The sequence below is a fragment of the Mycobacterium kansasii ATCC 12478 genome, from assembly GCF_000157895.3.
Classification (GTDB): Bacteria; Actinomycetota; Actinomycetes; order Mycobacteriales; family Mycobacteriaceae; genus Mycobacterium; species Mycobacterium kansasii.
The window spans coordinates 209,759-224,073 of sequence record NC_022663.1; the positions used below are offsets into that span (position 1 = coordinate 209,759).

General features: G+C 63.5%; 9 protein-coding genes. 5 read left to right on the top strand and 4 right to left on the bottom strand.

Translation table 11 applies throughout. From position 1 onward, the window contains the following. Positions 1-18 precede the first annotated feature (18 nt). Complete coding sequence (locus MKAN_RS00940; RefSeq protein ID WP_023364299.1) at positions 19-4,977, bottom strand: PPE family protein; 4,959 nt, start codon at positions 4,975-4,977, stop codon at positions 19-21. Between the two features lie 651 nt (positions 4,978-5,628). On the opposite strand from MKAN_RS00940, the gene MKAN_RS31360 reads away from it, so the two are divergent. Both MKAN_RS31360 and MKAN_RS00950 read left to right on the top strand, forming a co-directional pair. After that, complete coding sequence (locus tag MKAN_RS31360) at positions 5,629-6,042, top strand: hypothetical protein (protein ID WP_023364301.1); 414 nt, start codon at positions 5,629-5,631, stop codon at positions 6,040-6,042. A gap of 100 nt (positions 6,043-6,142) precedes the next feature. Then, positions 6,143-7,324, top strand: coding sequence for an LLM class flavin-dependent oxidoreductase (locus MKAN_RS00950; RefSeq protein ID WP_023364304.1), 1,182 nt, complete (start codon positions 6,143-6,145; stop codon positions 7,322-7,324). A gap of 15 nt (positions 7,325-7,339) precedes the next feature. Here MKAN_RS00950 and MKAN_RS00955 read toward each other — a convergent pair whose 3' ends face one another. Further along, a complete protein-coding gene (locus MKAN_RS00955; RefSeq protein WP_023364306.1) occupies positions 7,340-7,807 on the bottom strand; it encodes an SRPBCC family protein in 468 nt (155 codons plus the stop codon). 206 nt (positions 7,808-8,013) lie between these two features. Between MKAN_RS00955 and MKAN_RS00960 the strand changes: the two genes are divergently transcribed. The 3 genes from MKAN_RS00960 (at position 8,014) to lipL (ending at position 11,508) form a co-directional block, all read left to right on the top strand. Then, positions 8,014-8,766, top strand: coding sequence for a lysophospholipid acyltransferase family protein (locus MKAN_RS00960; protein WP_023364308.1), 753 nt, complete (start codon positions 8,014-8,016; stop codon positions 8,764-8,766). Positions 8,767-8,981: 215 nt separating this feature from the next. After that, positions 8,982-10,160 carry a serine hydrolase domain-containing protein gene (locus MKAN_RS00965; protein WP_099184914.1) on the top strand — a complete coding sequence of 393 codons (1,179 nt, stop codon included), beginning with the start codon at positions 8,982-8,984 and terminating at the stop codon, positions 10,158-10,160. A gap of 76 nt (positions 10,161-10,236) precedes the next feature. Continuing rightward, on the top strand, positions 10,237-11,508 hold the full coding sequence (lipL, locus tag MKAN_RS00970) for an esterase/beta-lactamase LipL (protein WP_023364312.1): 1,272 nt from the start codon (positions 10,237-10,239) through the stop codon (positions 11,506-11,508). A gap of 7 nt (positions 11,509-11,515) precedes the next feature. Here lipL and MKAN_RS00975 read toward each other — a convergent pair whose 3' ends face one another. Then, complete coding sequence (locus MKAN_RS00975) at positions 11,516-13,819, bottom strand: hypothetical protein (RefSeq protein WP_133163507.1); 2,304 nt, start codon at positions 13,817-13,819, stop codon at positions 11,516-11,518. Positions 13,820-13,858: 39 nt separating this feature from the next. After that, positions 13,859-14,203 carry a hypothetical protein gene (locus MKAN_RS00980; protein ID WP_023364316.1) on the bottom strand — a complete coding sequence of 115 codons (345 nt, stop codon included), beginning with the start codon at positions 14,201-14,203 and terminating at the stop codon, positions 13,859-13,861. Between the last annotated feature and the right edge of the window lie 112 nt (positions 14,204-14,315).

Consider the following 14,315-nt stretch of genomic DNA (forward strand, 5'->3'; position numbering starts at 1 on the left):
GCCGGCCCTGACCAGTTATTACGGCCCGGTGCCCGTGCGGAAGAAGCCCGCGAGCTGTTGCCCGACGTTCTTGACGCCGGAGTTGAAGGCCGACGTAAGAATGCCAAACGGGCTGGTGTTGTACAGACCCGAGATGGTGTTGCCGAGATTCCACATGCCCGATTCCAGGTGCCCGACGTTGTAGTAACCCGAAATGATGCCGGGCAATGAATCCGGGACCTGGTTCCAAAAGCCTGAAATAGCGGACCCGACGTTTGCTACTCCCGATACGTTCCCGTCGCCATTGTTGAAGAAACCCGACGACGGGTTCGTGGTAACGTTTCCGAAACCCGGGGTGCCTCCGATATTAATCGGGATACTGATCGGTCCTAATCCACCGTTCAGATCGACGTTCAGGGGGAAGCCGTCAATGGTGATACCAGGGATGGTGAACCCACCGACTTGGCCGCTCAACGGAATATTCAAACCGAACTGCCCAATATCGAACCCAGGAATCGTGAACCCATTAACCTGACCGCTCAACGGAATATTCAAACCGAACTGCCCAATATCGAACCCAGGAATCGTGAACCCATTAACCTGACCGCTCAACGGAATATTCAAACCGAACTGCCCAATATCGAACCCAGGAATCGTGAACCCATTAAGCTGACCGCTCAACGGAATATTCAAACCGAACTGCCCAATATCGAACCCAGGAATCGTGAACCCATTAAGCTGACCGCTCAACGGGATGCTGAAACCGAACTGAGGAATATTGACACCGTTGACGACGATTGGGCCCGTGCCGCCAGTCAACGTGGGGCCAATGTCGAAGTGACTTAGTGTGATGGGGCCGATGGTGCCCGAAACGACCAGAGCGACGCTATATGGAACCGCTCGAATAGTGACATCGACTGGGACCGTCACGCCTACTGTCACAGGTATTCCGGGAACAGTGATAGTACCCACGTTGATCCCGCCGATCGTACCCCCCGCACTAATACCCAGCGGAATCGTAGGAATAGGGACACTAGGCACCGAGATCGCGCCCACCGTACCCCCCGCACTAATACCCAGCGGAATCGTAGGAATAGGGACACTAGGCACCGAGATCGCGCCCACCGTGCCGATGGCATTAATACCCAGCGGAATCGTAGGAATAGGGACACCAGGCACCGAGATCGCGCCCACCGTACCCCCCGCATTAATACCCAGCGGAATCGTAGGAATAGGGACACTAGGCACCGAGATCGCGCCCACCGTGCCGATGGCATTAATACCAAGCGGAATTGCGGGTACATTAATGTCAGGCACAATAATAGGGCCTACCCCGCCGGTCACATGGACACCTAGTGGGATTGGCGGAATAGTGATTGTGCCCGAGAAGCCCGGCAAGCCCTGGAAGTCGCCACGCCACAACAAGCCATCGCTAAAGTTGCCGGATATCAAGGCACCGGTGTTGACATCGCCGGTGTTGCTCCAGCCGGTATTCAAATCACCCGGGTTCAAGTAGCCGGTGTTTGTGTTTCCCGGATTCAAGTCGCCCGTGTTGATGCTGCCGGTATTGAAATTGCCCGTGTTGTAACTGCCCGTGTTGGCAACCCCGGTGTTGACGCTGCCGACATTGAAGAAGCCAGTGTTGGCGTTGCCCGCGTTGCCCAGCCCGGTGTTGTAGTTGCCGGAATTCCCTACGCCGAAGTTTCCGGTGCCCGAGTTGAAGAAACCAATGTTTCCGGTACCAGAGTTGCCGAAGCCGATGTTTCCGCTGCCCGAGTTCAGCCCGCCAAGCCCTAGCTGGTTGTTGCCGGTCAGCCCGATACCGATGTTTCCGTTACCTGTGTTGCCAAAGCCGAGGTTGTCGTTACCGAAGTTGCCGAAGCCCAAGTTATTGCTGCCAATGTTGCCAAAGCCGACGTTGTGCAGGGCTGCCGTTAACCCCGGACCGGTGTTTGCAAACCCGACGTTGTTACTACCAAAGTTCCCGAAGCCGAAGTTACTGCCGCCGACATTGCCGAAGCCGAAGTTGCTGCTGCCAGCATTGCCTGAACCAAAGTTGTAGCTGCCGACGTTTCCGCTGCCGAGGTTGTAGTCACCGACGTTTGCGCCACCCACGTTGAGGGTGCCATCGTTGGCGAAGCCAAAGTTGAAGGTGGTCCCTGCCACGCCGTCGCGCAAGATGCCCGCGAGCTGGCTGCCGGTGTTGCCGACGCCCGAGCTAAAGGCCGCTGTCGCCAAACCAAGCGTGCTTGTGTTATAGACGCCTGAGACGGTGTTGCCAAAGTTGAAGACACCCGATGTCAACGGCCCGACATTAAAGTAGCCCGAGTTCCCCAAGCTCTGAGCAAGATTCCAGAAGCCCGAAGCTCCCGACCCGACATTGCCGATACCCGAGGTGCTACCGGGACCGCTGTTGAAAAAGCCCGATGACGGGGTGCTGGTCGAATTTCCGAAACCCGGACCTCCTCCGATATCGACCGGAATATTGATCGGGCCGACGGGGCCGGATACATGAAGGCTCAACGGGATCTGGGGCAGCGTGTAGCCATTCGGGAACAGCGTGATGCCATTCACCGGATCACCGACGACACCACCCACATTGATGTCCAACGGAATCCCAGGAAGCGTATAACCACCCGGGAACAGCGTGATGCCATTCACCGGATCACCGACAACACCACCCACATTGATACCCAACGGAATCCCAGGAAGCGTATAACCACCCGGGAACAGCGTGATGCCATTCACCGGATCACCGACAACACCACCCACATTGATACCCAACGGAATCCCAGGAAGCGTATAACCACCCGGGAACAGCGTGATGCCATTCACCGGATCACCGACAACACCACCCACATTGATGTCCAACGGAATCCCAGGAAGCGTATAACCACCCGGGAACAGCGTGATGCCATTCACCGGATCACCAACAACACCACCCACGCTGACGCCCAAAGGGATACCCGAAATATTGACGGTTGGTGTGGTGATGCCACCGATGGTACCGGTCACCGTGATGCCGCCTACCGTCAGATCGACCGCGGAGGGGCCGATGGTACCTGGGGCGGGCGGCAAGGGAAAGATGCCGAATGTAAAGGGAGACTGGGGAATCGTAATCGGGATGACTAGCGGGTTGCTCGATAGCGATAAGCCAATCGGATTGATGCTGATTGGTTGGATATTGATCGGCCCGACGATAGCGCCGGAACTGTTGAGACCCAAGCTGATTGGCAGAATATGAATCGGCGGAACAGCGATCGGACCGACAATAGCCCCGGAACTGTTGAGCCCCAAGTTAATCGGCGGAATATGAATCGGCGGAACAGCGATCGGACCGACAATAGCCCCGGAACTGTTGAGCCCCAAGTTAATCGGCGGAATATGAATCGGCGGAACAGTGATCGGACCGATAATAGCCCCGTTACTGTTGAGCCCCAAGTTAATCGGCGGAATATGAATCGGCGGAACAGTGATCGGACCGACAATAGCCCCGTTAGTGTTGAGCCCCAGATTGATCGGGGGAATGTGGATAGGCGGCACGGTGATCGGGCCGAGGAGGCCGGTACCGTCGAGGTCCAGTGCGGCTGGCGGAATAGTGATTGTGCCGGAAACACCGAGCCAGCCCTGGTAATCGCCTCTCCATAAGAAGCCGTTGCTGTAGTTGCCCGAGATGAGTGCGCCGGTGTTGACGTTGCCCGTGTTTGCCCAACCAGTGTTGAGGTCACCGGGGTTGAACGAGCCGGTGTTGGAACTGCCGGGGTTGAAGTCGCCCGTGTTGAAGCTGCCCAGGTTGAAGCTGCCCGTGTTGTAGTTGCCTGTGTTGCCGAAGCCGGTGTTGGCGATGCCGACGTTGAAGAATCCCGTGTTTGCCTCGCCCGAGTTACCGATGCCGGTGTTGTAACTGTTGCCGGAGTTTCCGATACCGAAGTTTCCGGTACCCGAGTTTCCGATGCCGATATTCCCGGTGCCCGAGTTGAACAAACCGATATTGCCAGCGCCAGAGTTCAGCCCGCCGAACCCCCGCAGGTTGTTCCCATCCAGCCCGATGCCGATATTGCCATTGCCGGTGTTGCCGAAGCCGACGTTGCCGTTACCCGTATTCCCGAAGCCAATGTTGTTGCTGCCGGTATTGCCGAAACCGAAGTTGGTCAGGGCTGCGGTCACACCCGGACCCACGTTTCCGAAACCGATGTTATTGCTACCGAGGTTGCCGAAGCCGAAGTTGGAGCTGCCCAGGTTTGCGCTGCCGAAGTTGAGGTTGCCGAGGTTCGCACTACCGAAATTGGTGCTGCCGAGATTTGCATTGCCCAGGTTGAAATTGCCGCGGTTCGCATTGCCAACGTTACCGAAACCGGCATTTGCAAAGCCCAGGCCGAAGTTGCTCATCACGCTCGGGATACTCGAGACGGCCGCTTGTGCGGCCGTCGCGATGGCCGCCGGGGCTGCGACCAGCTGAGCTGGCAGCCCCGCCATGCCCTGGACAATCTGCGCGAAGGGGGTCAACGCCGAGACGGCGGCCGAAGCCCCGGCGTGGTAGGCCGACATGGCCGACACATCGACGGCCCACATCTCCTCGTAAGCGGCTTCCACCGCAGCGATGGCCGGAGCGTTTTGCCCAAACAGGTTGGAGATCACCAGCGAAATCACCTGATTCCGGTTGGCTGCCACCAGGACTGGCTGCACCATCGCCGAACGGACGGCCTCGAACTCGGCCACCATGGCTAGGGCTTGCGCGGCCGTCTGCTGGGCCTGCGCCGCCACCTCGGTAAGCCAGCCGGCGTAAGGAGCCGCCGCCGCTGCCATCGCAACGGCCGCGCGGCCCTGCCACGATCCACCGACCAGCCCAGCGGTCACCGATCCGAAAGAGGTTGCCGCCAAGGCTAATTCGTCAGCTAACTCGTTCCAGGCCACCGCGGCCGCCGACATCGCTTCCGAACCTGCACCGGCGTATATCAACGTCGAGTTGATCTCCGGTGGCAGCACTGAAAAATTCATCGCTTCGACCCTTCCCGGTGAAGCGCACTTGAGCTCTAAGACCGGTCGCCAAGAGGCCGTGCGTGGTGCACAAGCTACGCGGCGAGGCAAGATGATCCACCGCGTTAATCAAAACGGTATGAGAATGTTATAGAAATGTGATGACATTTGTGAGAGAATGCCAAACTTCTTTACATTGTCCGCGCGAGGCGGGGTGTTGAGTGGTCAATGTCAAGCAAAAAGTAATTGTCGTCAGCGGAAAATCGACTGGCGGCCAACCGAATTGGTCCGATGCGGCCGCGACGCAGGGCTAGCCGACTAATCGGAATTTCAACCTCGACATTATCCCCGCATGCCTGTGAACCAGGCCCTGACGACGGCCCTGAGGCAAGAGGGCTGACATCAGATGATCTGTGCGGAAAGCAGAAAGGGCCAACTTGAGGCTGGAATCGATCCGGTTAACACAGCTTTCCAGTCATGAAACAACTAGCTGAGGCGATGCCAGCGGCCAGATTGCGCCGAGCCGCGGGCGATGTCGGGAAGGCAGGGAATAAGACCTTCCGCGATCTATCACGCGGCCAGACCAACCCGACCTGCGGTTTACGCCGGGGCAACTGGGGGTATGCGGCGCATGCCTTGAACCGAAAGCCTTGAACCGAAAGTGAGAAGCTGATGACAAGACCAGCCAGGACAGCATTCGCGGTTTTCGGTGGCGGCGCCATGCTGGTCATGGCTGTGGCCTGCGGTGGCGGCGACAACAAGGGACCCACCAGCAGCACGACGCCGTCGACAACGACAACGACGACATCGACGACGGCTCCGTCCAGCATGCCGCCGTCCGAAACGTCACCGGCACCGGGTGGTCCATCCGGCAGCGGCGGACCCGGCGGCGGTGGTGGCGGCGTCCCGGGCGGGCCCACCGGCAGCGGCGGACCGGGCGGCGGTGGCGGCAGCGTCCCGGGCGGGCCCACCGGCGGCGGCGGACCGGGCGGCGGTGGCGGCACCATTCCGGGTGTCGGCGGAGGCGGCGGCGGACCGGGCGGCGGTGGCGGCTGCATCGGCAACATCTGCGGCGGCTACCCGTGATGGCGCGCCGTCGTTGACTTCCGTTGCGGCCTAAGACAGGCCTAAGACCGGTCGATAACGGTTAAGGTTCGCCTCAGGCGGATCGCAAGGGAGCATCGACATGGCCAAGCTCAGGTTCGGATATTTCATCGCCCCGTTCCACCGCGCGGGCACCAACCCGTCGCTGGCCTTGCAACGCGACCTGGAGTTCGTCGAACATATCGATGCCCTTGGCTTCGATGAAGCATGGATCGGCGAGCATCACTCGGCCGGCAGCGAGATCATCAGCTCGCCCGAAATCTTCATTGCCGCCGCCGCAGAACGAACCAAACGGATCCGGCTTGGCACCGGGGTCATCTCACTCGCCTACCACAACCCGCTCTGGGTCGCCGACCGGTTGATGCTGCTCGATCACCTGACCCATGGTCGCGTGATCGGTGGGGTGGGCCCGGGTTCGCTGCCCACGGATTCGGCGATGATCGGGTTGACGCCCACCGACACGCGGGAGCTTCTGGAAACCAATCTCGACATCGTCGTTCGGCTGCTGGCGGGGGAGACCGTGACCGCCAAAACCGCCACGCATCAACTCGTCGACGCCAAGTTGCAGCTGGCCCCCTATTCCGAATCCGGCATTCCGCTGGCGGTGGCCGCTGTCGCGTCGCCCACCGGCGCGCGGTTGGCCGGCAAGCACGGCATCGGGCTGCTGTCCATCGGTGCGACGCTGACCATCGAGGGCTTCAACGCGCTCTCCTATCACTGGGGCATCGTCGAGGAACGTGCCGCGGCGTTCGGCACCATGGTGGACCGCAGGAACTGGTCCCTGGTCGGTCCCTTCCACATCGCCGAGACTGACGAACAGGCCCGTGCCGATGTGAAATTCGGTATCGAGCCGTGGTTCCGCTATTTCCAGAAGATCGCCGCCTTCCCGCAGATGACCATGTCGGGAGACCGGCTCGACGAAATGATCGACATGATCAACGAAAATGGGGCCGGTGTGATCGGCACCCCCGAACGGGCGCGGGCGCAGGTGCAGCGGTTATGGGATCAGTCCGGCGGATTCGGCTGCATGCTGCAGATGGGTCACGAGTGGGCCAACCCGGCGGCGACCAAGCGCTCCGCCGAATTGTTTGCCGCCGAAGTGATGCCGCACTTTCAAGGGCAGGCGCAACCGACCCTCGACGCCGCCGCGCGCGCCGGCGAGGTGCGTGACGACCTCGCACGCACCCAGCTACAGGCCATCGAGCACATGACCAAGAAGTATCAAGATGAGGTCAGTTCGACCGCGCGACCCGAAAGTCGTTGAGCCAAGCCCACAATGCTACGGTGCGGTACCGGACTCGCGCTCGCCTGCCTTCACCAGCCGGCCGGCGAAGAACTTGACCGCGCCGCCCAGCGCCGCCCGCATCGCCGGTCCGGTTCCGCGGACGCCCTCGGTAAACGAGCCGCTCCAGCGGATATCGGTGCCGCCCGACGCATTCGGCGTGAGGACGACCTCAGCGTGGTAGTCCTTGGCCGGTGTCCGGGGCGCGATCAGCCGGTAGGCGTGACGGCGATCCTGCTCGTACTCGACGGTCTCCTCCTGCACGAGCACCGGCCACATGCCGACCTTGCGGACGGCTCCGATCCCGCCAGGCGCCGGATCACCTTGGCGCGCCCAACTTGATTGCAGGACGATGGGTTTGGCCCACTCCGACCATCGACCACCGTCGGTCACGAGCCGGAACAGTGTCGCGGCCGGCGCGCTACTGGACTTGGTGACTTCGAAGGAGAACTTCCGTCCCGGCATATCCGACTCCCGCCCCGACAAAACTGACCTGGCTGACGGGTACCCTACCGTGACACCGCCTGCGGAGCGGCCTCGGGCAGTCGCAGGGCAGCGAAAACAATGCCGCGGCGGCGGCGCCGGGGCATACTCACGATGTGCCGAACGCCGAAACTGTCTCAGTTCCAGCCGCGCTGTCCCAAGCTGACGTCGACGCGGCGTTACGACTGATGAAGCCGCTGCGAATACTGATCAAGCCCAAGGTCTATGGCATCGAGAATGTGCCGACCGAACGTGCGTTGCTGGTGGGTAACCACAACACGCTCGGCTTGGTCGACGCGCCGTTGCTGGCCGCCGAGCTCTGGGAGCGCGGCAGATTGGTCCGATCCCTCGGCGACCACGCCCACTTCAAGGTTCCGGGGTGGCGCGACATGCTGACGCGGATGGGAGTCGTCGAAGGCACCCGCGAGATTGCCTCGGAACTGATGCGCCGCGGCGAACTGGTCATGGTGTTTCCCGGCGGCGCCCGTGAGGTCAACAAGCGCAAGAACGAGCAGTACAAGTTGGTCTGGAAGAACCGACTCGGGTTCGCGCGGTTGGCAATTCAGCACGGGTATCCGATCGTGCCGTTCGCTTCGGTGGGAGCCGAGCACGGCATCGATATCGTGCTCGACACCGATTCCCCGCTGCTGGCGCCGAGCCAGTTCCTGGCTGCCAAGCTGCTCGGCACGCCCGACGGCCCACCGCTGGTTCGCGGCGTGGGGCTGACCCCGGTACCGCGACCCGAGCGGCAGTACTACTGGTTCGGCGAGCCGATCGACACCACCGAGTTCGCCGGACACGAAGCCGACGACAACGCCGCCCGTAAGGTGCGCGAGCGTGCGGCCGCCGCGATCGAGGAGGGCATCGAACTGATGCTTGCCGAGCGCGAAGCCGACCCGAACCGATCCCTGGTGGGCCGGCTCTTCCGTTCAGACGCTTGAAAGCCCAAGCAGCCAAACTGATTTCGATGGTTTCCAGCGGACTAATCCGTCCGCAGGCCCGTCGAAATGCCGGCCAATCGGCTCGGCAGCGTAGTCTTGCCGGCACCGTTGGGTGTGTTACCCGACGATCGCCGGCCGGACGCGGGGAGTCCGTGACGGCGATGACGAAGGGGATGTGGCGACAGTGGTCCGGCTTGACGAACGCTCCCGCTGAGATGTCGCTGTCCCCGTCGCAGCCCGCGATTCCGGTCGAGCCCGCCCACAAGCGGCCAGGTCGTGCCGGCAAGCGACACCGGTGGGGGCCCCTGTTGGCGGTCGCGTTGCTGCTCGGTGGGTGCGCCGGCCAGCACACCGCCGTCAGCTCCTCGACCACCACCACCACCACCGCGACCAGCGCCGCCAACTCCAGCGCCAAGGTCCGCAGCCAGGCCGTGTTGGACGGCGCCGTCAACGCCGAGGAGCCGGGTTGCTCGGCCGCGGTAGGCGTGGAGGGGAAAGTGGTCTGGACGGGAGTTCGGGGTATCGCGGACCTGGCGACCGGCACCAAGATCACCGCCGACACCGTTTTCGACATCGGCTCAGTGGCCAAGCAGTTCACCGCTACCGCGATCCTGCTGCTGGTCGACGCGGGACGGCTGGCCCTGAGCGACCCGCTGGCCCAGTACGTTCCCGACCTGCCGGACTGGGCCGCCACCGTGACGGTGGCCGAACTGATGCACCAGACCAGCGGCATACCCGACTACATCGGACTGCTCGAAGAGCAGGGATATCAATCAACCGACCGGACCACCCAGGCTCAAGCGCTGCAAGCGTTGGCAGCGGCGCCCGAGTTGGGGTTTCGCCCGGGCGCCCACTTCGAGTACTCCAACTCCAACTACCTGCTGCTGGGTGAGATCGTCCGGCGGGTGTCTGGCCATCCGCTGCCGGAATTCCTGAGCACCGAGGTCTTCCAACCGCTCGGGCTGGCCATGGCGGTCGATCCGGTCGGCAAGATTCCCGACAAGGCCGTGTCGTATGACAAGGGCGACACCGGTTCCCAGTTTCGGGTGCTGGACTCGCCATGGGAACAGATCGGCGACGGGGCCATCCAGACCACGCCCAGCCAACTCGTGCGATGGGCGGACAACTACCGAACCGGCACGGTGGGTGGCCCCAAGCTGCTCGAGGAGCAGCTGGCCGGGGCGGTGGAAACCGAGCCCGGCGGCGGCGACCGCTACGGCGCAGGCATCTTCGCGCGCGCCGACGGCACGCTCGAACACAGCGGCAGCTGGGCGGGGTTCGTCACCGAGTTTCGCGTCAGCAGTGACCGGCGGACCTCGGTGGCCATCAGCTGCAACACCGAAAAGCAGGACCCCGAAACGATGGCCGACGCACTGGGACGTCTCTGGATGTAGCTTCGGGTCGATCTCTACTTCAACCCGATGCGTCATTCCCATGCGCCGCGCTCGCGGTAGGCATAATCATTCAGTTATGGCGAAACCGTCCGTCTTGACCACCGACAATGGCCTGCCGTCCAGCGTCAAAGGTGCCTGCGATTCCCGCTTCGCCGGGCTCATCCGGGCGTTCAATGCGCTGTTTCCCGGCCGGATGTTCGGCGGCGGAGCGCTGGCGGTCTACATCGACGGTGTGCAGGTTGTCGACGTCTGGACCGGTTGGTCGGACCGGCGTGGCAAAGTGCCGTGGACGGCCGACACCGGGGCCATGGTGTTCTCGGCGACCAAGGGATTGGCCGCGACGGTAGTCCACCGCCTGGTCGACCGCGGGCTGCTGTCCTACGACGTGCCGGTCGCCGAATACTGGCCGGAATTCGGAGCCAACGGCAAGTCCGAAGTCACCGTCAGCGACGTGCTGCGGCATCGCGCCGGGTTGTCTCACCTCAAAGGGGTGGGCAAAAAGGAAGTGCTGGACCACCTCCTGATGGAGGAGAAGCTGGCCGCGGCGCCGCTGGACCACACCCACAAGAAGATGGCGTATCACGCGGTGACCTACGGATGGCTGCTATCCGGTCTGGCCCGGGCGGTGACCGGCAAGGGCATGCGCGAGCTGTTCCGTGAAGAGCTTGCGCTCCCGCTCGACATCGACGGTCTGCATCTGGGCCGTCCGCCGGCCGATTCGCCCACCACGGCGGCGCAGACGCTGTTACCGCAGGCGAATATCCCCACGCCGGTGCTCGACTTCGTCGCGCCGAAGGTCGCCGGGCTGTCGTTCTCCGGGCTGCTCGGTTCGATCTACTTCCCGGGGATCATGTCGATGCTGCAGGGCGATATGCCGTTTCTCGACGGCGAGCTTCCCGCTGTCAATGGCGTGGTCACCGCGCGTGGGCTGGCCAAGGTGTACGGGGCGATCGCCAATGACGGCGTCATCGATGGGACCCGACTGCTGTCCTCCGAGTTGGTCAGTGAACTGCGGGGAAAACCCAATCTGACACCGGATCTGAACCTGGGGATTCCGTTCAGCTATCACCACGGCTACCAGTCGTCGCCGGTGCCGGGATTGCTGCCCGGATACGGCCACATCGGTCTGGGCGGAACTCTTGGCTGGGCCGACCCGGACACCGGCAGCTCGTTCGGCTATGTGCACAACCGCCTGCTGACGCTGTTGCTGTTCGATGTCGGATCGTTCGCCGGGCTGGCGCCGCTGCTGAGCAGCGCCATCTCGGCCGCGCGTCGCGCCGGGCCGCTCGAGGTGCCCCATCTGGGTGCGCCCTACCGGGGCGCCGACGAGCAGGAGCCGGCGTCGTAGCGGCTGGTCAGCCGATGACCGGGCGCGGGGCCGGGACCTCGACGACGCCGAAGTTCGTCGCCCAGGCCGTGCGGTAGTCGCGCCATGCCGGCGTCAGGCGGCCGCGGTTGACGCATCGCGGCTCGTAGTGCACACACCGCTCGGCCGAGGCCACGTGCGCCTCTTCGTCGACGACGGTCACCGATAGCAGCATCTCGACGGGCTTGCCGGCCTGCACGGTCAGCAACAGGGTGGTCCCGGCGATCCGGTAGTGCGCGATCGCTCCGCCGCCCAGGTCTACTTGACCGCTGGCCGCCCCGAGCGCGGTGCCGTCGAGTTGCCACTTGGCCTGAAGTCCCGGGCCGAAACCCGTTGCGACAGCGTCGAATCGGCCCTGCGGACGCATCGGCCGCACCACGGTTCCGACGAAGGTACCGATGCGCCGATCGATGAGAGGTAACGCGCGAATGGCGTCGTTCACGGTGTCGGCGCCCTTGACGGCAGGGGGAGCCGCGGCCACGGCATCAAGCGCCGCACGCAACTGGTTGCAGGGATCACGTTGCGTCCCGACTGCGCTGACGCGCAATGCCGGCGAGGGCGCGAAAACCGCCGCGCCCGGCTTGGCGACCTCCCCGAAGGTGCCGAAAACGCTTGGCGGACAGGTGAAACCGCCGACAATCTGAACCGAGGCGAGCGCCTTCTCCCAGGTGATGTAGCGGAACCGGATGTGGTCGACGGTCACGTCCACGGCCTGAACGGCCGCCCACCTGCCTTCGTTGGTGCGCACGCCGTAGATGCGCAGCGATTCCCTGAACGGGTTGCCGAACAGCAGCCCGAAGGGGTCGATGGTCGCCAGGTCGGCCAGGGGTATCGGGTTCGGAGCGTCGTAGGCGTAGCCGTACACGGCCGCGCGGTAGAGGCCGTCGAAGTCACGCAGGCCCGTTCGGGCCCAGCGGGCACCGCACACCGCCCGTACCGTCCGGTCGAACGCGCCGCCGAGCACGGTGAGGTCGCCGCTGGGCATGTCGCGCGCGCCGACCCGGCCGCTGTCGAGATCGAACGCCGAACCGTTGGGCACGACGACGGTGCCGGCGGCGCGCACCGGGGCGGTGTCGATGGGCCGGATGCGGCAGCCGATCTGCACGTCGTCGATGCGCGCGTCGCTGAAGACGATGTTGAAGCCCACCGCGGGGATATCGACCGGGACCAGCAGCTGGTTCAGCGCGTCGGTGATGTGTGCGGCGACGCTGTTGATGGTGCCCTCGATCACCTCTTCGGCGATGTACATGATCAGCGGGACCAGCACCGCGCCGACGATCACGTAGATCACGGAGGGGAGCAACGCCCCGAGCAGTGCGCCGATCACCGCGCCCGCCACCCAGCAGTACCAGGGGATGTCGACGTCGACGTTGGGATCGTCCGCCTGGACCTGCACGACGAGCTGGCCGCCGGCGACGGCGATGGTGATCTTCGCCCCGACGGTGCCGGTGGCCGAATAGCAGAAGCCCGACTTGGTGATCTTGACCTGAACATGCAGGGCGCCGTCGTCACCCGCGGTGATCGACAACCCGGTCAGATCCACCTCGTTGTCCTCGTCGATGCGCACGGTGCGGGTCAGCGTGCAGTTGGTGAACGCGCCGCCCAGGTTCAGCGCGCTGTCGATCATCGGGCTGATGACCCGGCAGATCCAACCCATCGACGCGACGATCCCCCCGTTGCCGCCCCCGGTGATGAAGCTCTGGGTGAACGCCGACTTGTCGCCGGGGCTGCCGCCGCCGAACGTGACCAGGAACGCCGACGCGTCTTTGTCGGCCGGGGAGGTGTCGTCGACGATGAGCACGTCGGCGTTCTTCATTGCGGTCGTGGTGCTGGTGGCGTGGTCGACGGGGAACGGCACCAGCGGGATCAGTTTGACGTTGTTCCGCAGGAAGGCGGCGAACAGTCCGTCGAGGCCGGGGATCGGGAACCCCGCCACCGAGATCTCGGTGAGCCACAGCTTCTGTTCGAGATCGATTCGCACCAGGTCGATTCCGTTGGTGCTGGTGTCCACGTCGACGCTGGCAACGATGCGCAACGTCCCGAGGGTGCCGGCGTCGCCGAGCAGCACATGGATGTCGACGACGTCGGTCGCGCCGGGCGGCAGGCCGCCCGGCCGGTCGAAGGAGACCGTTACCGAAAAGGGCGTGGCCGGGTCGAGATGAATGCCGAGGCCCCCCAGGATGGTGCCCAGCAGAAAGCCGCCGGTGTCGAAGACGACGCTCAGTAGCTGCTGATAGGCCTGTTCAGCGAATTCGACGACGAGGTCGTAGCCGTGCGTCTGTTCCCCCGACACCACACCCTCCTTATCTGGCGTTGTCTGGTCACGAGTGGCCTAGCCGGTGAATCGGATGTTGACGTTGGCGGTGATCACCTGTCCGTTCGGCAACCGGAACGCTCGTGGGCGGTGCAGGTCGGGGGCGTCGCCGGTCAGCGATGCCGCCTTGAGCCGCTGTTTGATGATCGGCGGGACATCGATTTTCAACGCCGTCAAGGTGGCCAGCGGGTCGGTGGCGAACTGCCGCGCGACCTCCGGTTTGGCCAGCGCCGCAAGGATGGCGCGCTCCGACCGGTGCAACTGCTCGAACTCGGCGCGCAGCCGCGGGCCGAGGCGGTCGATCACCGGGCCGAACGCACGGCTGTCGGGGCGCTTCGGTTGCTGCGGATCCTTCGATGTCATGTATTCAGGCCTATGCCAGCCGACGGCGTTTGGCAAGGGGTAACAGTCAAAACTGTTGGCACATAACGTGAGCTTCGGTGGGCGGATCGGGCGGCCGTGCGATACCGGCGGC

Excerpts from the sequence above, each read along its gene's own strand:
- MKAN_RS00950 (WP_023364304.1), top strand. The coding sequence starts at position 6,143 with ATGGCCAAGCTCAGGTTCGGATATTTCATCGCCCCGTTCCACCGCGCG.
- MKAN_RS00960 (WP_023364308.1), top strand. The coding sequence starts at position 8,014 with ATGAAGCCGCTGCGAATACTGATCAAGCCCAAGGTCTATGGCATCGAG.
- MKAN_RS00940 (WP_023364299.1), bottom strand. The coding sequence starts at position 4,977 with ATGAATTTTTCAGTGCTGCCACCGGAGATCAACTCGACGTTGATATAC.
- MKAN_RS00965 (WP_099184914.1), top strand. The coding sequence starts at position 8,982 with ATGTCGCTGTCCCCGTCGCAGCCCGCGATTCCGGTCGAGCCCGCCCAC.
- MKAN_RS00955 (WP_023364306.1), bottom strand. The coding sequence starts at position 7,807 with ATGCCGGGACGGAAGTTCTCCTTCGAAGTCACCAAGTCCAGTAGCGCG.
- lipL (WP_023364312.1), top strand. The coding sequence starts at position 10,237 with ATGGCGAAACCGTCCGTCTTGACCACCGACAATGGCCTGCCGTCCAGC.
- MKAN_RS00980 (WP_023364316.1), bottom strand. The coding sequence starts at position 14,203 with ATGACATCGAAGGATCCGCAGCAACCGAAGCGCCCCGACAGCCGTGCG.
- MKAN_RS31360 (WP_023364301.1), top strand. The coding sequence starts at position 5,629 with ATGACAAGACCAGCCAGGACAGCATTCGCGGTTTTCGGTGGCGGCGCC.